The following is an 18,365-nucleotide window of genomic DNA, read 5'->3' on the forward strand; positions in this document are numbered from 1 at the left end:
ATAGCGACAGCGGCCTCAGGGCCGCTTTTCTTTTTCTGCGTCCTGTCCTTTTTCCATTTCAGCCTTCACGGCGTTGAGCATGTTGCGCAGGTCGCTCTTCATCAGCGCTGCACCAAAAAGCGTCGGCACATAAAAATCGGGGGCGATGATGCCTGCGTAGGAGATGCGGGTGCGGCCGTCGCCTCCCGGTTGTTGCGGCTGCTGCGCTTGCTGCGTTTGTAATTCCCAGCGCGCCTGGTATTCGCGCATGTTGCCGCTGACCAGCCGGATATCGATAGCCTGCATCGGCTGTTCGGCAACGTGCAGCACCAGGTCGATGGGTTGCCGGATGAACAGGAATCTGGCGAATCCGTTCTGGGTGACGATGCGTTCATTGCCTTCGCTGGAACTGACCTGCGAGCGCGACAGGTTGGGAACGAACTCGGCCAGCCGGTTGTAGTCGGTCAGCACCTTCCAGCTGCGCGCGACGTCGGCGTTGACCGTCATTTTCGCGGTCACTTCAAAGAGCGGATAGCCCTTGGCGCGGTTCATGACGACGTCGATGTCGGGCTGGGACTGAGGCAGATCAACGGCTTGTGCGCCGGCCTTGCCGCCGGTGATCCAAAGCAGCGCCAGCAGTGAGCAGAGCAGGGAAAATCGCAAAGGGGCTTCCGGTTGGTGAATTCATCAATGTGCAAGCGGGAGCTTACGCGAATCTGGTGACGACGCAACGTCATGCGCCGCGCGCAGTGGTATCGGTACCATTTCGGCAATGCTAGAATCGCGCCATGACGAAGCCTTCCACTCCCGCCGATCCAGCTATTTCAGCACCTGCACCTGACGCCTCCATGACCGATCCGCAGCCTGTTGTGCGCAAGGGCCGCAAGGGCGCCGGGCTGACCTTGCGCGATGTCGCCAAGCTGGCCGGGGTGGCGCCGATCACGGCTTCGCGCGCGCTGAATACGCCGGATGCGGTATCCGAAACCGTGCTCAAAAAAGTGCGCGAAGCGGTCGAGCGCACCGGCTATGTGCCTAACCTGCTGGCGGGCGGCCTGGCGTCGAAGAAAAGCCGGCTGGTGGCTGCCGTGGTGCCGACCATCGTCGGACCGATATTTCTGGAAACCGTGCAGTCGCTGACTGAGTCGCTGGCCGCTGCCGGCTATCAGCTGATGCTGGGCCAGAGCGGTTATGAAAACTCGCGCGAAGACGCCTTGCTGGAAGCCATCATCGGCCGTCGTCCCGACGGCGTGGTGCTGACCGGCATCATGCGCTCGCCGGAGTCGCGCAAGCGTTTGCTGGCCAGCGGCATCCCGGTGGTGGAAACCTGGGACCTGACGCCGACGCCGATCGACATGCTGGTCGGTTTCTCGCATGAAAACATCGGCATCGCCGTGGCGCGCCATCTGCACGCCGCCGGCCGCCGCCGCGTCGCCGTGATTGCCGGCGTGGACGAACGCAGCCGCCGCCGGGCCAAGGCATTTTCCGACGAAGCGGTGCGGCTGGGCATGGCCGCCGCCGGCGTGAACGAAATCCCGCTGTGCATGGTGCCGGCGCCGACTACCCTGGGCAGCGGCCGCATCGGCTTGTCGGATCTGCTGGGCAAGGACGCGGCCATCGACGGCGTGTTCTGCAGCTCGGACATCCTCGCCATGGGCGTGATGATCGAAGCGCAGGTGCGCGGCATTTCCATTCCGCGGCAATTGGCCGTGATGGGCTTCGGCGACCTGAGCTTTTCGCGCGACCTGCATCCGCAACTGACCACGGTGCGCATCGACGGCACCGGTATCGGCAAGGTGGCGGCGCAGTTCATCATCGATCGCGCCGACGGCTTGCAAGTGGCCGAGCGCGTGCATGACATCGGCTTCACCATCATCGAGCGCGAGAGCGTCTGACCGGGTCTCGTTCCGGCGCATCTGTAGTTCCTTCCAGCAATATTTCCTGAAAATCAAGCCTTCGTAAACTGATTGACAGCATAAAACGGTACCGCTACCATCAGCATCAAATGGAATTGGTAGCGGTACCAATTGGTGTGCCAACGGAAGCGCCAGTTCCTGAATGTATCTGCCAACGCCGGCTGACTCCGATCAAGCCGGATCACCTCAGGGAAGCTCACCATGTCAGTTCATCACACCGCCGGCGCGCCTGTCGTCACCGAAATGCAAGTCATCCCGGTCGCCGGCCGCGACGGCATGCTGCTCAACCTGAGCGGCGCGCACGGTCCGTATTTCACGCGCAATATCGTCATCCTGACCGACAGCGCCGGCAACACCGGCGTGGGCGAAGTGCCGGGCGGCGAGCGCATCCGCCAGACGCTGGAAGACGCGCGCGAACTGGTGGTGGGCCAATCCATCGGCACCTATCACGCCATCCTCAACCGCATGCGCCAGGTCTTCAACGACCGCGACTCCGGCGGCCGCGGCCTGCAGACCTTCGATCTGCGCATCACTATCCACGCCGTCACGGCGGTGGAGTCGGCGCTGCTCGACCTGCTCGGCAAATTCCTCGGCGTGCCGGTCGCGGCCCTGCTCGGCGAAGGCCAGCAGCGCGACAAGGTGGAAATGCTCGGCTACCTGTTCTACGTCGGCGACCGCAAGGCCACCGATCTGAATTACCACAGCGAGCCCGACGCCGCCGATGACTGGCAGCGCCTGCGCCACGAAAAGGCCATGACTGCCGACGCCATCGTGCGCCTGGCCGAAGCGGCCTACCAACGTTACGGCTTCAACGACTTCAAGCTCAAGGGCGGCGTGCTGCGCGGCGAGGACGAGATCGAAGCCGTCACCGCATTGCATGAGCGTTTCCCACAGGCGCGCATCACGCTCGACCCCAACGGCGGCTGGCTGCTGAAAGATGCGATTCGTTTGTGCCGCGACCAGCATGACGTGCTGGCCTATGCGGAAGACCCCTGCGGCGCCGAGAACGGCTACTCCGGCCGCGAAGTGATGGCCGAATTCCGCCGCGCCACCGGCTTGCAGACCGCCACCAACATGATCGCCACCGACTGGCGCGAGATGGGCCACGCGATCCAGCTGCAGTCGGTCGACATCCCGTTGGCCGATCCGCATTTCTGGACCATGCAGGGTTCCGTGCGGGTGGCGCAGATGTGTAACGAGTGGGGCCTGACCTGGGGTTCGCATTCCAACAATCACTTCGACATTTCGCTGGCGATGTTCACGCAGGTGGCCGCCGCCGCGCCGGGCGACATCACCGCCATCGACACACACTGGATCTGGCAGGACGGCCAGCGCCTCACGCGCGATCCGCTCAGGATCGTCGGCGGCATGGTGGACGTGCCCAAGACGCCGGGCCTGGGCGTCGAGATCGACATGGAGCAGCTCATGGCCGCCAACGCGCTGTACAAGTCCAAGGGCCTGGGCGCGCGCGACGACGCCATCGCGATGCAATACCTGATCCCCGGCTGGAAATTCGATAACAAGAAACCCTGCTTAGTACGTTAAGCACCGTGAGCAGCCGCAGAGCTGCCGCAAAGACATAAAAGAACGCAGAAGAAAAAAGATTGCGCAGGCTGCCCAGGCAGCCTGTTCCAACAACATCAAGGAGATTCAACGTGAGTGAGCAAAGCATCGCGGCCTATGCCGCACATCCCGACGGCGTAGCAAGCGGGCCGCTGGCCAGCGCCATCGACAAGGTCAAGTGGCGCATCCTGCCGCTGTTCGTGATCATGTTCATCGCCAACTACATCGACCGCGTCAACATCGGCTTCGTGCGTTCGCATCTGGCGACCGACCTCGGCATCGGCTCGGCGGCGTTCGGGCTCGGCGCGGGTTTGTTCTTCATCGGCTACGCCATCTTCGAAGTGCCGTCCAACATGCTGCTGCAAAAATTCGGCGCCAAGGCCTGGCTCACGCGCATCATGCTGACCTGGGGCGTGGTCGCCACGGCGATGGCCTTTGTGCACAACGAGACTTCGTTCTACGTGCTGCGCTTTTTGCTGGGCGTGGCCGAAGCCGGCTTCTTCCCGGGCGTGGTGTATTACTTCACGCAGTGGCTGCCCAACAGCGAGCGCGGCAAGGCCATGGCGATTTTCCTGAGCGGCTCGGCGATTGCCTCCATCCTGTCAGGACCGATCTCCGGCGCGCTGTTGCAGATCGAAGGCGGCGGCCTGCACGGCTGGCAATGGATGTTCATCATCGAAGGCTTGGCTTCGGTGGCCTTGTGCTTCGTGGTCTGGTATCGCCTCGACTCCACGCCGAAAGACGCCACCTGGCTCAGCGACGCCGAGCGCGACAGCCTGGCTACCATCATCCAGCACGAGCAGCGCGAACGCCAGGCCAGCAAGCCGGTGCACGTGTCGTCGTGGAGCTTGCTGAAGGATCCGCAGATCCTGCTGTTCTGCTTCATCTATTTCGCGATCCAGCTGACCATCTACGGCGCCACCTTCTGGCTGCCGAGCATCATCAAGAAGATGGGCCACTTCAACGACTTCCAGGTCGGCCTGTTCAATTCGATTCCGTGGATCATCTCCATCATCGCGATGTACATCTTCGCCAGCCTGGCGACGCGCTTCAAGCACCAGCAAGCCTGGGTGGCGGCGACGCTGATCATCGCCGCGGCCGGCATGTTCGCCTCGACCACGGGCGGTCCGGTGTTTGCATTCGTGGCAATCTGCTTTGCCGGCATCGGTTTCAAGGCGGCGTCTTCGCTGTTCTGGCCGATTCCGCAAGCCTATCTGGATGCGCGCATCGCCGCCGCCGTGATCGCGCTGATCAATTCGCTGGGCAACCTGGGCGGCTTCTTCGCGCCGGCCACCTTCGGCTATCTGGAGCAAAAGACCGGTTCGATCCAGGGCGGTTTGTATGCGCTGGCGGTGGCGTCGGTGATTGCGGCAGGGCTGGTGTTCCTGGCGCGCACTTCGGGCAAGAAGGCTGTACCGGCCTAGTCCGGCGACGCATAAGCAAGGGGAAAAGAGGCGGACATTGTTACAATGTCCGCCTCTTCTGTTTTTCTGCGTCCCCATCATGTCCAAAAGCAAGCGTCCGGCCTCCGGCAAAGCCTCCACTCCTTCCAAAGCGCCGGTGCAAAGCGCCGATCCGGGCGAGTACGAACTCGACGACGCGTTGGTCGACAAGATCGCCAACCTGGCTGTCGAACTCGCGACCGAGGACGAAGCCTCGCCCGACTTGCCGGGCAAGCAGCGCGACCTGCGCCGCATGCTCGGCAAGAGCCTGCGCCAGCAGCAGGACGACGTGCTCTACGAAGCGCTGGAACGCGCGCGCGACCAGGAAGCCGAAGCCTATCCCTACCTGCGCGAGATGGTGGAAGAAGCCGCCGAGATCGTGTTCTTCACCCGCAACGAGCGCAGCTATGAAGTCAACGCCTTCGTCATCCCGATGTTCGTGCGCACCACCGGCGGCCTCGACGCCGGGCAGAACTTCCGCGACACCGACGCCTTCACCGAGCTGACCGCCAGTATCAAGGAAGCCCAGCTGGAAAGCGCCGACGCCAAGGTGGTGCTGGTCAGCTACGCCTACCACCTGGACGAGATCGACGCGATCACCTACAGCCATCTCGAAGCCATGGTGCGCGACGCCTTCGCCGCCATGACCGACAAGAAAATCAGCGAAACGCCCGCCATCAACCGCAGCATGAGCAGCTGGCCGGCCAACCGTTTCGGCGCCGACGACACGGCGGTGGAGTTGCGCTTCCTGCTCGGCTTCACGTTGAAGACCGTGGACGATCCGTTCTACACCATCCCCCAGGACGAAGCAGCGATGGACGCCTACTTCGCCGTGCGCGCCCAGCGCTTCCAGGCCTGGAGCGAAAAAGTCGTGCCGCTGGTGCAGCGCTGCCTGGTCACGGATGGCCGTGAATTCGACGTGCATTTCCTGTACCAGGATCTGTTCCATGGCGGCAAGGAGCGCGGCATCGCCGAATACTTCATGTTGCAGATGATGTCCGAGCTGGACCACGGCCTGCAGGAAAGCGGCGTGGCGGGACCGCAAACGCGTGCCGTCATGGGGCCGGTGCACGCGGACGGCGATGTGGTGTTGCGGGTGAATCTGTATGGCGACGGCGACGCGGTCGTCGCCACGGCGGAAAAGCCGCTGGACGCCGCGCGCGACCTGCAAGTGGAGCTGGACGACACCTGCGACGCCCTGCTGACGCTGGGTGTGCAATCGGTGGCGCTGGCGGAAGAGTTCGACGCCGGCGGCAATGCCGTCAACGTCCAGCCTTACGCCGACGGCAACTGAGGGTAACTGAGAAGCTTAAGTCGGCTGACGCGCCACCAGCAAGGCCACGGTATCCGGTGCACCCATCGCGCGCGCCGCTTCCAGCGCGGTGGCGCCGTTGTCGCTGCGGGCGTTGATGTCGGCGCCGTTGGCCAGCAGCAATTCCACGATTTCCTTGCGGTTGAACATGGCCGCAATCATCAGCGCGGTCTTGCCGTCGGGCGAAGCGCCTTCGACATCGGCGCCGTTATCCAGCAGGCATTGCACCACCGCCACATGGCCCTTGAAGGCAGCGCCGGCAATCGGCGTCTGGCCGCTGTTGTTGCGCAGGCCGGGATCGGCCTTGTGTTGCAGCAAGACCTTCACTGCCGCGTCGTGGCCGTGATACGCCGCCAGCATCAGCAGGCTGTCGCCCTTGTGGTCGCGCAGGTTGGGCGGCAAGCCCTTGTCCAGGAAAGCTTCCAGATTCTCTGCATCGCCGTTGCGCGCGAGGTCGAACATCTTTGCAGCGAATTCCAGCGTGGCGTCATCAAGCTGGTCTGGTTTGTCTTGCGGCGGATTGTCTGGTGGCATGGCGGCTTCCGTATCTGAAATATTGGCGCGACCAGAGGAGATGATCGACGGCTGGCGTCGATCATATCAAACATCGCGGCGTGCTTCAGGACGCCGGTTCAGACTGCTACGTCGTCATGGTTGGTCGACATCGATACGGCCATCCACTGTTGCAATTCGGCTTCCACCGCCTGGTTTTTCTTTTGCACCCGGGCTACGGTGTCTGCACCCAGGGCCAGGCGCAACGGCGGATTGGCGCTGTCGGCCAGCTTCAGCACGGCGCTGGCCAGCTTCTCCGGATCGCCCGGTTGCTTATGGTTGGCGTCGGCCATCAACTGGCGCATGACGCCTACGCTCTCGGCATAGTGCGCAATGCGGTTGGCGGTCGACACCACCGAATCGGCGTTCAGGAAGTCAGTGCGGAAGAAGCCCGGTTCAATCACGGTGGCGCGCACGCCGGTATGCGCCAGTTCAGCGGAAAGCGCCTCGGTCAGCGCTTCGACGGCGAACTTGGTGGCGCAATACACCCCCCAGGCGGCGTGCGACGCATAGCCTCCGATCGACGACACATTGATCACGTGGCCGCTGCCTTGTGCTCGCAACACCGGCAGTACGGCGCGTGTGACGTGCAGCAGGCCGAACACGTTGGTGTCGAATTGTTTTTTCACCTCGTCGGCGCTGGCTTCTTCCACCGCGCCGAGCAGACCGTAACCGGCGTTGTTGACCAGCACGTCGATGCGGCCGAAGCGGCTGACGGCCTGCGTTGCAGCGTTGACGGCGTCGGTTTCGCTGGTGACGTCCAGCTTCAATGCCAGCAGGTTGGGGTGATCGCCCAGTTGCTCGACGACCGTTTGCGGGTTGCGCGCAGTGGCGACGACGCGGTCGCCGCGCAGCAGCGCATCGCGTGCGATCAGGGCGCCGAAGCCGCGCGATGCGCCGGTGATGAACCAGACTTTGGAAGTTGCGGGTGCTTGTGTCATGGTGATGCTCCTTGAATGTCGTCGTTGAGAGTGAACTGCCGCTGTTCTGTAGTGGTGTACGCAGTTGGCAGGACGAAGTGTAGGCAAGCGCGCGCTGCTACACTAGACGACATCAAGGTGTTTGATTTTCAACCAACGGTTGTAAATGGAATCGGAGAAAACTGCGTCGGCATCGTTATGCTGGGCATGAATGATTCCGCACATCCCGACAAAAGACAAGGAGCCATCAGCCATGGACAAGGCAAGAGTCGTCACGATTTTTCTGAGCGTGGTGCGCGCCGGCAGTTTCAGCCAGGCGGCGGTGGAAAGCGGCATGACGCCGCAGGCGGTCAGCAAGGCCGTGCGTCAGCTGGAGGAGCATCTGGGCGTGCGGCTGTTTCATCGCACCACGCGCAAGCTGAGCCTGACGGAAGAGGGCGCGCGCCTGTCCGAACTTGCCGATCCGGGTTTGCGCCTGCTCGACGAGGCGCTGGATCAGGTGCAGAACAGCCGGCGCGATGCTGAGGGGGTGATCCGGGTGAGTGCGCCGACGTCGGTCGGCAATCTGTTGTTGATGCCGCTGGTGCAGAAATTCCAGGAACGCTATCCGAATATCCATTTCGATTTCCTGCTCGACGATCGTTTCACCGATCTGGTGGCGGAGCGCGTCGACATCGGCTTTCGCACCGGCAAGGAGCCGCAGCGCAATCTGGTCGCGCGCCGGCTCGGCGACATCGTCCTGCAGATCTATGCCGCGCCCTCGTATCTGGAAAAGCACGGCAAGCCGAAGAACCTGGCCGAGTTGCGCAGGCACCGCTGCACCGGCTTTCGCCATCCCAACAATGGCAGGTTGTCGCCGTGGATGCTGACGGTGGACGGTGCGACGGTGTATCAGGAGATGCCGGCGGTGGTGAGCTTCAACACCATGGAGGCGGAAGTGGCGGCGGTGCAGGCCGGCATCGGCATCGGCCAACTGGTGGTCTACTCTGCGCGCGAGCTGGTCGCCGCCGGCAAACTGACGCCGATTCTGCCGCGCTTCAACAGCGTGTACGGCGGCCTGTACATGTACTATCCGCAGCGCACGCAGATGCCGCAACGCGTGCGGCACTTCATCGATTTCATCATCGGCGAACTGCGGGTGATGCCTATTTGAAAACCGGCAATGAGGTTGGCAGCGAAGCCGACTGATCCAGCTGGCCGATCTGTTTCGGCACGCAGCGGAAATTCAGCTCCACCTGTATCGGTTTCCAGCCGCGCGTCTGCTGGCGCAATTGCATGTCGCCGTCCTGCGCCGCACACCAGGAGAGCGCTTTCTCATGGCTGGCGGCGGTCAGCGCCGGCATCGACATGGTGTAGCTGATGCCGGTGGCGGTGAGATTATAGGAACCGTCGTCACCTTCGGAAATCACCTGGCTGTAGTTGGCGCAGGCGTTCAGCGAACAGGCTGCAGCAGCGATGAGCAAGGCGCGTGCGCCGGTTTTTGCAGTCGCAGAAATCGTTGGTGTGCGCATGATGGTTCCCCCTGATTAGTCACGCAGTCAGTGTAGAACCGGGCGAAAAACTATTACACCATCCTGATCAAACTTTACCTGTGTTCAAAATCGTCAAGAGGCCGTGCGCGGTGATGCGGTGATGCGGTGATGCGCTGAGCGCCTGCGCAGGGACGCAAGCGTCGCGCCGCACGACGTGCTCAGCCGCCGTCGAACGCTCAGGCAATCACGCCGCGAGCGCCGCCTCTTGGGTCCGTTGCGAGCCGGCGTGAAGGCTGCCGCCTTGTCCGCCATAAGCACGCCCGTAACGATTGGCGAGGAAGTCCGGCAGCGCAATCTGTTCTTGCCGGATGAAGCCGCGCGTCGGCAGTTTTCCTTCACGGAACAGGTCCAGCGCAGCGCAGATGCCGGCCGCGGTGGTGATCTGGATCGCGCTCTCGTGCACGCCGTCGGCGGCGGTCTGCGCAAAGATCTTGCGGCTGAAGACTTCCTGTACGTACTGGCCGCGCCGCATGCCGCTGACCGTGACGAACACCAGCACCACGTCCTGCATGGTCGACGGCACCGACTTGCGCAGGATGGCCTTGAGCTGTTCCTGGTCGTCGCGCAGGCGCAGTTCTTCCAGCAGGAACTTCACCAGATTGCGATGACCAGGATAGCGCACCGACTTGTAATCGAGATTGCGCACCTTGCCGGACAAGGTGTTGCATAGCGTGCCGAGTCCGCCCGAGGTGTTGAAGGCTTCGTACTCGACGCCGTCCAGCGAAAAATGCTCCAGTCCTTCCAGCGGTTGGATGTCTTGCATCTTGCCGTCGCGGATTGCTTCGCAGGGATGGCAGTACTCGTTGACCAGGCCGTCGACGCTCCAGGTCAGGTTGTATTTCAATTCGTTGGTGGGGAATTCGGGCAACGCGCCGACGCGCATCTTGACTTCATGGATGTCGTCGAAGTCGCGTGCCAGATGATGCGCCGCGATGCCGATGAAACCCGGCGCCAGTCCGCATTGCGGCATGAAGGCGGTGTCCGCGCCGGCCGCCAGTTTGGCGATGACTCTGGTGGCGCGCACGTCTTCGGTCAGGTCGAAATAATGCACGCCGCTCAGCTTGGCCGCCTTGGCCACGGCGGTCGCCATGTGATACGGCAGCGCATTGAGACAGGCGTCGTTGCCGGACAGCAGGGCGCACAAGGCATCGTGGTCGTTGAAATCGACCAGCGCGGTGCGCACGCCGAGCGTCTCCATGGCCGTCAATGCCCGCGCATCGCGGTCGGCGGCGATGATCTGGTAGTCACCGCCGTGATGCAGCAGACGGGCGATGGCGTAGCCGATGTGGCCGGTGCCGAGCAGGACGATTTTCATGGCGATGTTCCTTGTGATGGATTGCAGAGTGGATGGCTGAATTTGTCTCCATTGTAGGAAGCGATCGATACGATAAAAAGACCAAGATTGATGCGTGTATGACGATAATTTGGTCAATTTGTATTATCCGATGATACATATCGACCGATATGCCGAAAAAGCATCCGCGCATCGCCCTTCCGGCGTGTTCTCAACAGGCGAGAATGTGCAATATGCTGCGCACCAGATACCGCTTAGGATTAAAATTGCCGGATGCCGTCGGACCAGAAGTCCGGGCGGTGCAAGAGCTAACCAGTAGAGCCAAACCAGCGCACATGAGTGCCACTTAATTCATCAGGGAGAGAAGCAAATGCAAAATCGTCGCCGTTTCATCACCAACGTGGCAGGCCTCGCCGCCGCCAGTTATCTGCCCGGCGCCTTCGCGCAAAGCGCGCCGGCCGGCGAAAGCACCTTCGCCCGCATCAAGCGGACCAAAGTGCTGCGCATTGGTGGTGTACGCGGTCAGGCTCCTTACTACAACAAGGATCTGGCCAGCGGCGAATGGGTCGGCTTCATGGTCGACTTCGCCAAGAGCCTGGCCGCCAGCCTGAACGTCAAGCTGGAAGTGCTGGAAACCACCTGGGGCAACTCGGTGCTGGACCTGCAGACGCGCAAGATCGACGTCTTCTTCGGCCTCAACCCGACACCGGCGCGCATGGAAACGGTCGGCTTCTCCCAGCCGCTGTTCAACAACGCCTTCACCATCGTCTCCAAGAAGGGCTTCACGCCAAAGACCTGGGAAGAACTCAACAAGCCCGAAGTCAAGATCGGCGTCGACATCGGTTCGTCGCACGACGCCATGATCACCCGCGTCTGCCCTAAAGCCACCATCGTCCGCCTGGAAAAAGCCGACGACGCTACCCTGGCCCTGCAAACCGGCCGTGTCGACGTGCAAGTGCTGGTCTGGCTGCTGGCGTTGAACGTGCTGAAGAAGAACCCAAGCCTGGGCACCATGATCGTGCCGATGCCGCTGGAAGCGACTTCGACCAACGTCGGCGTGCCGAAGGAAGACGACAAGGCCTGGCTGGAATACATCAACAAGTGGATCGTGCAGGAACGCGCCGCCGGCAAGATCAAGGCAACCGTGCTCGACAACCTGCAGAAGCTGTCGGGCGTGCGTCCGGAAGACGTGCCGCCGCAGATTCCGCTGTAAGCCTTGCTGCAGCTCCGGCTGCGCATGGCGTGAAAGAAAAAGGCACCGATATCGGTGCCTTTTTTACGGGCCGTCCACGCCGCCGCTCTGCCTGCACGGTACGCCTTCGCTCGAAAATGCCTGTTTGGCCAGAGAAAAAAACGACATCGGTGCGCATGTTTACATCTGCGTATTCGAATTTTCCGCATCAAACTTGCACAATGACCGACATTCCGGATGTGTCCCTGCGACTTCTTCGGCAGGAGGCGGAAATTGCGTAAAAGCAACGACGTTAGAATTATTGCTGGGTATAATTTAGAAAAATAACTGAAATAACCTAGCTCCCGCAATGACCCCGAGATAGTTAAATTCACATTTCACTGCAAGTCTTGTCGCGTGTCTTTCGAGGAGTCAATGATGTCCACAGCTAATTCCTTTTTTCAGCGTTCGTTTGTTTTTTCTATTCTCGTCGGCGCTTCTTCGCTGGCGTTTGCCGCAGCCGGCGGGGTCATCCGTTTCTCGGGCGCGATCACCGAGCCGGCATGCACGATCCAGAATCAGACCATCGATCTGCAAACCCTGAACAAGACCACCGGCAACCAGATTCCGCTGAACGTCCATTGCCACGCCAACCAGTCCGTCCAGATTTCGATTCAGGATGTCGACACGAGCCGCAGCGTGAAGACATTCAGCGGCGGCATGGCAGGCACGGAAATCGCCATCCGCCACAATGCCGTGTTGGTCGCTCCCGGCGACAAGATCAATTACTACTTCGCGGGCCAGAAAGATGTTGTGGTTCCGTTTACAGCCACAATGAGCAGCGGCGCCGACGCGGGTGTTGTCAGGCATGGCAGCATTCTGGTGTCGTTCGACTATCGTTGAACGCCCGCGTGATTTTCTGAAGGCGCAGCGCCGCAGAAATGCCGCTGCGCTTTTTGTTTGGTGCTGCCGATTCCTGACGGCGCGTCGATCTTAACGATCGATCTTGCGCGACAACACGATCGACGTCGTGGTCTTGACCACGCCGTCGATTTCGCCGATTTCATCCAGCAGTTTGTCGAGCTGTTCCGCCGAACCGGCGCGCAGCCAGGCGACGTAGTCGAACTCGCCGCTGACCGAGCAGAGCTGTTCGATTTCAGGGATGCGCTTGAAGCGCTTGAGGACGTCGCGCGCGGTCTTGGCTTCGACCGTGATGCCGACGTAGGCATGCAGGCCGCTGTCCAGGATTTCCTGGCCGAGCTTGACGGTATAGCCGACGATCACGCCGTTCTTTTCCAGCCGCGCCAGGCGCGCCACCACGGTGGTGCGCGCCACGCCCAGTTTGCGCGCCAGGTTGGCAACGCTTTCCCGCGCTGATTGCTGCAACAGCGAGATCAGCTTGCGGTCGGTGTCGTCGAGCAGATCGAGGCGGGCGGTCATGGGGGGCTCAGTGTTTGCGATCAGCCGCGATCAGCCATTAAAACGCGTGAGGAAGGATTGCGTCGCCGCCTGCTGCGGATTGTCGATCACTTGCGACGGCGGACCGGCTTCGACCACCACGCCGTCGCGCATGAAGATGACCTGGTCGGCGACTTCGCGGGCGAAGGCGATTTCATGCGTGACCAGGATCATGGTCATGCCGTCGGCCGCCAGCGAGCGGATCACGTTGAGCACTTCGCCCACCAGTTCCGGATCGAGCGCCGAAGTGGCTTCATCGAACAGCATCACGCTGGGACGCATGGCCAGCGCGCGGGCGATCGCCACGCGCTGCTTCTGGCCGCCGGACAGGCGTTGCGGATAGATGTCGGCGCGGTCCGACAGGCCGACTTTCTGCAGCAGCTCCAGTGCATAAGCGCGCGCTTCCGCCTTGGGTTTGCGCAGCACGGTGAGCATGCCTTCCATGACGTTTTCCAGCGCGGTCATGTGCGGGAACAGGTTGAAGTGCTGGAACACCATGCCGGTGTTGGTGCGGAACTTGGCCAGCTCGCGATCCTTGAGCGGCTTGGAGGCTTTCGAGCCGAAGCTGAAATCCTGCGCGCCGACGCGGATGCTGCCTTGCTCGGGCACGGTCAGCAGGTTGATACAGCGCAGCAGCGTCGACTTGCCGGAACCGGACGGGCCGATCATGGCAACCACGCTGCCCTTGTTGACCTGCAGGGAAATGTCCTTCAGCACGACGTGTTCGCCGAAGGCTTTCTTCAGATTCTTGATTTCAATCATGACTTCGTTGGTTGGCTTGCTCATCTTATGCTCCCTGTTGCGCAGTCAGGCGGTTTTCCAGGCGCTTGGCCCAGATCGTCGCAGGCAGCAGGATCAGGAAGTAAATCACCGCAACCATGGTGTAGATTTCCAGCGGACGGTAAGTTTCATGCGCGATGATCTGGCCCTGGTACAGCAGGTCCGGCACCGCCAGCACCGACAGCAGCGAGGTGTTCTTGAGCTGCATGATGGACTGGCTGACCAGCGGCGGCGTCATGCGTTTGAACGCCTGCGGCAGGATCACGCGGCGCATCAGCTGGAAGCGCGTCATGCCCAGCGCGCAGCCGGCTTCGCTCTGGCCGATATCGATCGAGACGATGCCGCCGCGGATGATTTCCGAATAGAAGGCGCCGCCGTACAAGGCCAGCGCCAGCAGGGCCGAGGTGCCGGCCGACATTTCAATGCCCACCAGCACCGGCAGGGCGTAGTAGAACCACACCAGCTGCACCAGCACCGGCGTGCAGCGGAACACCTCGACATAGGCGCGCAGCGGGCCCGAGATAAACGGGTTGGTCGACAGGCGGCCCAGGCCGACCAGCAAGCCGATCAGCAGTCCCAGCAAAACGCAGGCAACAGTATAGGCCAGCGTATAGCCGAAGCCGACGGCAATGACGTTGCGGAATTGCCAGAGCGCGGCGAAGTCCCAGTGATACATCGTGTTTCCTTTTTACTCTTCGGTGTCAGGGCCTGCGTCAATCCGTCCTGCGCGTGCAGCCTTGGCGGGCATGCGGCGAGGGCGATCTCTGCGGAAGTCCTGTGAATGTGTCTGAATTCTTGTATGCCTCAATATCTACCGCGAGGGCAGCATGAAGTGTGCCAGTAGCGTGCCGGGAGCAGCGGAATGGACGGTAGGTCTGACCAATTTGCCTTCCCGAAAACCCCGCAATTGTAATGGAGAATACCCTTCGGGATGTAGCAGAAGCTGTTGTGCAGCGCCCTTGCGACGGGTTTTTGACAGCTGCCTGACAGGGTTTGCGGCTTATTGGTTAAAATAGCGCCACTGTTTTTGCCCGGCGTTTGCCGGATTCCCTCACCGGTTTCTTCTTCTTTCCGTCAATGACTTCATCCCAGACCGTGCAGCGCGTCATCCTGATTACCGGCGCCGCCCGCGGCATTGGTGCGGCAACGGCAAAGGCCGCCGCCGCAGCGGAAACCGGCATGGTGCTGCACGCCCGCAGCGATTCGCCGGAGTTGCAGCAAACCGCCGCCGCCTGTCGCGAGCGCGGCGCGCATTGCGTGACGGCCTTCGGCGACATGGCCGACGTCAATACCGCCGCCGCCTTGTGCGATGTCGCCATCAACACTTATGGCCGCCTTGATGCGCTGGTCGCCAATGCCGGCTTCGCCGACCGCAAGCGCATCGGCGAGCTGACGACGCAGGACTGGTCGCGTTCCATCGATGCCTTGCTGGGCGGATTCTTCCAACTGGTCACGGCATGCAAGGATGTGCTGCAAGCTTCGCCCGCCGGCCGTGTGGTGGCGGTGAGTTCGTTTGTCGCCCACGTCTACCGCCTGGGGGAGTCGGGCTTTCCGGCGTCGGCGGCGGCCAAGGCCGGCATTGAAGCGCTGGTGAAATCGCTGGCCGTGCAGCTGGCGGCGTCCGGCGTCACCGTCAATGCGGTTGCGCCCGGCTACGTCCAGAAATCCGATCCCAACAAATCCGCCATCGACCCGGCCGCCTGGGCCGCCGCGCTGGAGCGCATCCCCATGCAGCGCCTCGGCCAGCCGGAAGAAATCGCCAACGTCATCGCCTTTTTGCTGAGTCCCGCCGCGTCTTATGTGACGGGCCAGATCTGGCATATCGATGGCGGTCTAACCTTATAAATAATTAAGCAATCATGCACATCATCGTCCTCGGCGCCGGCATCGTCGGCGTCACTACCGCCTATTTCCTGCACGAAAAAGGCTATACCGTCACCGTAGTCGACCGCCAGCCGGATGTCGCCGCCGAAACCAGCATCGGCAACGCCGGCCACGTCTGCCCGTCCTACGCCACGCCGTGGGCGGCGCCGGGCATGAAAGGCAAGTCGCTCAAGTGGTCGGTGCAAAGCTGGCTGGGCATGGAAGCGGCGCTGCGCTTCACGCCGCGCCTGGATGCGCATCAATGGCGCTGGCTGAGCCAGTTCCTGTCGCAATGCAACGCCGAACGCTATGCTGTCAACAAGGCGCGCATGGGACGGCTGGCGCGTTACAGCCACACGCAATTGAAGACAATCCGCGAGCGTCTCGACATCCAGTACGAACAGACCACGGTCGGCAACCTGCAATTGTTCCGCACCCAGGAAGGCATGGACAACGCCGGCCTGGCCGCCAGGGTGCTGGCCGAAGCCGGCGTCGCGTATGAGTTGCTGGACGGCGACGGCTGTGTCGCCTTCGACCCGGCCTTGCGCGATGCGCGCGGGCAACTGGTCGGCGGCATGCTGTTGCCGCAGGACGAAACCGGCAATTGCCCGCTGTTTGCGCGCGCGCTGGCGGACTGGCTGAAGTCGCAGGGCGTGAACTTCGTCCTCGGCACCGCCGTGCAGCAGATTGAATTCGCCGGCGGCGCCGTCACCGGCTTGCGCACCGCCAACGGTTTGCTTACCGCCGACGCCTATGTGGTCGCCTGCGCCAGCGCCTCGGTGGCGCTGGTCAAGCCGCTGGGTTTGCAGCTGCCGGTGTACCCGGTCAAGGGCTACGCCATCACGGTGCCGGTCAGCGACCCCGATGCGGCGCCCAGGAGCGGCGTGATGGACGAGTATTACAAAGTGGCGATCACGCGCATGGGTTCCAATATCCGCGCCGCCGGCACCGCCGAGATCGGCAGCTGGGACACCACCGTCACGCCGCGCGATTGCGCCACCGCGGTCAAGTCGCTCAAGCTGCTGTTCCCGCGCGGCGCCGACCTCGGCAAAATCGAATACTGGGCCGGCCTGCGCCCGATGACGCCGGACGGCGCGCCGCTGATCGGCGCCACCTCGTATGCCAATCTCTATCTGAATGCCGGTCACGGCTCCAACGGGTGGACTACCGCCTGCGGCTCCAGCCGATTGATCGCCGACAAGATTGCCGGCGTTGCGACCGAAATCGTCAGCGAGGATCTCAGTCCGCTGCGGGCATTCAGCTAAGACTTAGAACAGCTTTTAACGGCTGAATACCGTGTTGATGTTATCGCTGTTGCTGAACGCGCTCAGCGCCCAGCCGGCGCCGGTCTTGTAGAAGATGAACTGCCAGGGGATGGCTTGTTTCTCGGCCTTCTCTATATAGACCAGCTTGAGCAGCGAGTCCCCCACCTTTTCGCTGCGGATGAATTCGTAGCCCACCGACGACCCGATGAACTGCTCCAGCTGCATGCGCGAGTTGCGCGCGCTCACGCGGGCGCGGTCGAGCGTGTTGACGTCGGCCAGCGCATACGGCGTCATCGCGGAATAGGCGTCGTCGGTGCGCCCCTTGCCGGCGGCGGCCATGACCTTGTCGGTCAGCTGGCGGACTTCCGCTTCGCTCCTGAGCGTATCGGCGGCTGCGTTGAACGATGCCGTCAGCGCGCAGGCGGCGAGGGCGATGGTGGACAGCAAAGTGCGCATGGTGCGTCTCCTGGAAAAAAACTATGACCGCGATGACGATGTCTTTGTTGCAGTAATTCGCGTCGCCGGGCGCGGCTACAGAAAAAGCGTACATGTAAAGTATTGCCCGTGCTGGCGTAAATCAGCGTAAAACCGGACGAATCCGGGAACATCGGCGGATATGATGAATTTCAATCATTGCCGAACCGGTCGCCATCATGATCAAACTTCTCATCGCTTCCGCCAGTGCCGCTTCCCTCTCCGGCTGCGTCGTTTTGTCGCCGAGCCCGATCGTCGAGGCGGCCAACCTGCTCGGTTCGGCGATCACCGGCGTGTCGTCGATGACGCCGTCGACGCCGCAAAATCCCGTGGTCTTTGCGCATGCGCCGATCAAGGAGATCTGCATCGAGTGGAACGGCGCCGTCGCCTTGAGCGACTTCGTGCCCAGCCTGCAGGGCGAGCTGCAACGCCACGGCGTGCCGAGCCGCGTGTACGACGCCGGCACCCAGCCCGGCAGTTGCCCGATGACGCTGGTCTACAGCGCCTACATCAAGTGGGACATGAAAACCTTCAGCAATGCTTACACGCCGTATCTCACCTTTGCGTCGGTGACCTTGCGCAAGGACGGGCGGGTGGTGGGCAGCGCCAGCTACAAGATCGGCTCGATTGCGCAGGACAAGTGGTCTTCCACCAGCAGCAAGCTGGGGCCGGTGGTGGATGCTTTGCTGATCAGCAATCCGGTGGTGGAGGCTAGTAATACTGCTGCTGCGCCGGCGGTGTTTGGGGGGTCTTGAGGTTGATGGTGTTTTGTTTCGGGTTTACTTTGTCTGTAGTTAATTCTGGGTTCTCTTCGATCAAGCTTTGCCGGGTGCGGCCCGGCAGCCGC

Annotated in this window: 19 protein-coding genes; 10 read left to right on the forward strand and 9 right to left on the reverse strand. The window is 62.0% G+C overall.

The genetic code is table 11. The features are described 5' to 3' along the window. Positions 1–15 precede the first annotated feature (15 nt). Positions 16–642, reverse strand: coding sequence for an SRPBCC family protein (locus AKL25_RS18510; RefSeq protein ID WP_240475793.1), 627 nt, complete (start codon positions 640–642; stop codon positions 16–18). Between the two features lie 185 nt (positions 643–827). Here AKL25_RS18510 and AKL25_RS18515 point away from each other — a divergent pair, with 185 nt between their 5' ends. From AKL25_RS18515 to AKL25_RS18530, 4 genes are all read left to right on the forward strand, one after another. After that, positions 828–1,871: a LacI family DNA-binding transcriptional regulator gene (locus tag AKL25_RS18515; protein WP_157050698.1), complete on the forward strand. Its 1,044-nt coding sequence runs from the start codon at positions 828–830 to the stop codon at positions 1,869–1,871. 222 nt (positions 1,872–2,093) lie between these two features. Further along, positions 2,094–3,437: a glucarate dehydratase gene (gene gudD, locus AKL25_RS18520; RefSeq protein ID WP_050479182.1), complete on the forward strand. Its 1,344-nt coding sequence runs from the start codon at positions 2,094–2,096 to the stop codon at positions 3,435–3,437. Positions 3,438–3,547: 110 nt separating this feature from the next. Next, positions 3,548–4,879, forward strand: a complete 1,332-nt coding sequence (locus AKL25_RS18525; RefSeq protein ID WP_050479183.1) for an MFS transporter — start codon at positions 3,548–3,550, stop codon at positions 4,877–4,879. Between the two features lie 79 nt (positions 4,880–4,958). Continuing rightward, entirely contained in the window at positions 4,959–6,191 is a 1,233-nt protein-coding gene (locus AKL25_RS18530) for a DUF2863 family protein (protein WP_050479184.1), read from the forward strand. A gap of 15 nt (positions 6,192–6,206) precedes the next feature. On the opposite strand, the gene AKL25_RS18535 is transcribed toward AKL25_RS18530, so the two are convergent. Both AKL25_RS18535 and AKL25_RS18540 read right to left on the reverse strand, forming a co-directional pair. Next, positions 6,207–6,743 carry an ankyrin repeat domain-containing protein gene (locus tag AKL25_RS18535; RefSeq protein WP_050479185.1) on the reverse strand — a complete coding sequence of 179 codons (537 nt, stop codon included), beginning with the start codon at positions 6,741–6,743 and terminating at the stop codon, positions 6,207–6,209. Positions 6,744–6,841: 98 nt separating this feature from the next. Continuing rightward, positions 6,842–7,702 (reverse strand): oxidoreductase, encoded by an 861-nt coding sequence (locus AKL25_RS18540; RefSeq protein ID WP_050479186.1) that lies wholly within the window; start codon positions 7,700–7,702, stop codon positions 6,842–6,844. Between the two features lie 232 nt (positions 7,703–7,934). Here AKL25_RS18540 and AKL25_RS18545 point away from each other — a divergent pair, with 232 nt between their 5' ends. Further along, the gene (locus AKL25_RS18545; RefSeq protein WP_050479187.1) at positions 7,935–8,834 is read left to right on the forward strand and encodes a LysR family transcriptional regulator; all 900 of its coding nucleotides are present in this window, start codon (positions 7,935–7,937) and stop codon (positions 8,832–8,834) included. Here the strand turns inward: AKL25_RS18545 and AKL25_RS18550 are convergent. Then, a complete protein-coding gene (locus AKL25_RS18550) occupies positions 8,827–9,192 on the reverse strand; it encodes a hypothetical protein (RefSeq protein WP_050479188.1) in 366 nt (121 codons plus the stop codon). The two genes, AKL25_RS18545 and AKL25_RS18550, sit on opposite strands and share 8 nt — an antisense overlap. A gap of 205 nt (positions 9,193–9,397) precedes the next feature. After that, complete coding sequence (locus tag AKL25_RS18555) at positions 9,398–10,528, reverse strand: saccharopine dehydrogenase family protein (protein WP_050479189.1); 1,131 nt, start codon at positions 10,526–10,528, stop codon at positions 9,398–9,400. A 349-nt stretch (positions 10,529–10,877) separates the two neighbouring features. Between AKL25_RS18555 and AKL25_RS18560 the strand changes: the two genes are divergently transcribed. Next, positions 10,878–11,720 (forward strand): transporter substrate-binding domain-containing protein, encoded by an 843-nt coding sequence (locus AKL25_RS18560; RefSeq protein WP_050479190.1) that lies wholly within the window; start codon positions 10,878–10,880, stop codon positions 11,718–11,720. Between the two features lie 396 nt (positions 11,721–12,116). Further along, positions 12,117–12,581 carry a fimbrial protein gene (locus tag AKL25_RS18565; protein WP_050479191.1) on the forward strand — a complete coding sequence of 155 codons (465 nt, stop codon included), beginning with the start codon at positions 12,117–12,119 and terminating at the stop codon, positions 12,579–12,581. Between the two features lie 90 nt (positions 12,582–12,671). On the opposite strand, the gene AKL25_RS18570 is transcribed toward AKL25_RS18565, so the two are convergent. Genes AKL25_RS18570 through AKL25_RS18580 form a run of 3 tightly spaced genes read right to left on the reverse strand, consistent with a single transcriptional unit; the run spans position 12,672 to position 14,592 of the window. After that, the gene (locus tag AKL25_RS18570; protein WP_050479192.1) at positions 12,672–13,118 is read right to left on the reverse strand and encodes an Lrp/AsnC family transcriptional regulator; all 447 of its coding nucleotides are present in this window, start codon (positions 13,116–13,118) and stop codon (positions 12,672–12,674) included. A 30-nt stretch (positions 13,119–13,148) separates the two neighbouring features. Then, positions 13,149–13,922 carry an amino acid ABC transporter ATP-binding protein gene (locus AKL25_RS18575; RefSeq protein ID WP_050479193.1) on the reverse strand — a complete coding sequence of 258 codons (774 nt, stop codon included), beginning with the start codon at positions 13,920–13,922 and terminating at the stop codon, positions 13,149–13,151. A gap of 1 nt (position 13,923) precedes the next feature. Then, positions 13,924–14,592 carry an amino acid ABC transporter permease gene (locus AKL25_RS18580; RefSeq protein WP_050479194.1) on the reverse strand — a complete coding sequence of 223 codons (669 nt, stop codon included), beginning with the start codon at positions 14,590–14,592 and terminating at the stop codon, positions 13,924–13,926. Between the two features lie 401 nt (positions 14,593–14,993). Here AKL25_RS18580 and AKL25_RS18585 point away from each other — a divergent pair, with 401 nt between their 5' ends. Both AKL25_RS18585 and AKL25_RS18590 read left to right on the forward strand, forming a co-directional pair. Further along, positions 14,994–15,761: an SDR family NAD(P)-dependent oxidoreductase gene (locus AKL25_RS18585; RefSeq protein WP_050479209.1), complete on the forward strand. Its 768-nt coding sequence runs from the start codon at positions 14,994–14,996 to the stop codon at positions 15,759–15,761. A gap of 14 nt (positions 15,762–15,775) precedes the next feature. Further along, positions 15,776–17,044, forward strand: coding sequence for a D-amino acid dehydrogenase (locus tag AKL25_RS18590; protein ID WP_050479195.1), 1,269 nt, complete (start codon positions 15,776–15,778; stop codon positions 17,042–17,044). Between the two features lie 15 nt (positions 17,045–17,059). Here AKL25_RS18590 and AKL25_RS18595 read toward each other — a convergent pair whose 3' ends face one another. Then, positions 17,060–17,500 carry a hypothetical protein gene (locus AKL25_RS18595; protein ID WP_050479196.1) on the reverse strand — a complete coding sequence of 147 codons (441 nt, stop codon included), beginning with the start codon at positions 17,498–17,500 and terminating at the stop codon, positions 17,060–17,062. A gap of 197 nt (positions 17,501–17,697) precedes the next feature. On the opposite strand from AKL25_RS18595, the gene AKL25_RS18600 reads away from it, so the two are divergent. After that, entirely contained in the window at positions 17,698–18,273 is a 576-nt protein-coding gene (locus tag AKL25_RS18600; RefSeq protein ID WP_050479197.1) for a hypothetical protein, read from the forward strand. Positions 18,274–18,365 lie beyond the last annotated feature (92 nt).

It is taken from the genome of Herbaspirillum rhizosphaerae, assembly GCF_001189965.1.
GTDB classification, from domain to species: domain Bacteria; phylum Pseudomonadota; class Gammaproteobacteria; order Burkholderiales; family Burkholderiaceae_D; genus Herbaspirillum; species Herbaspirillum rhizosphaerae.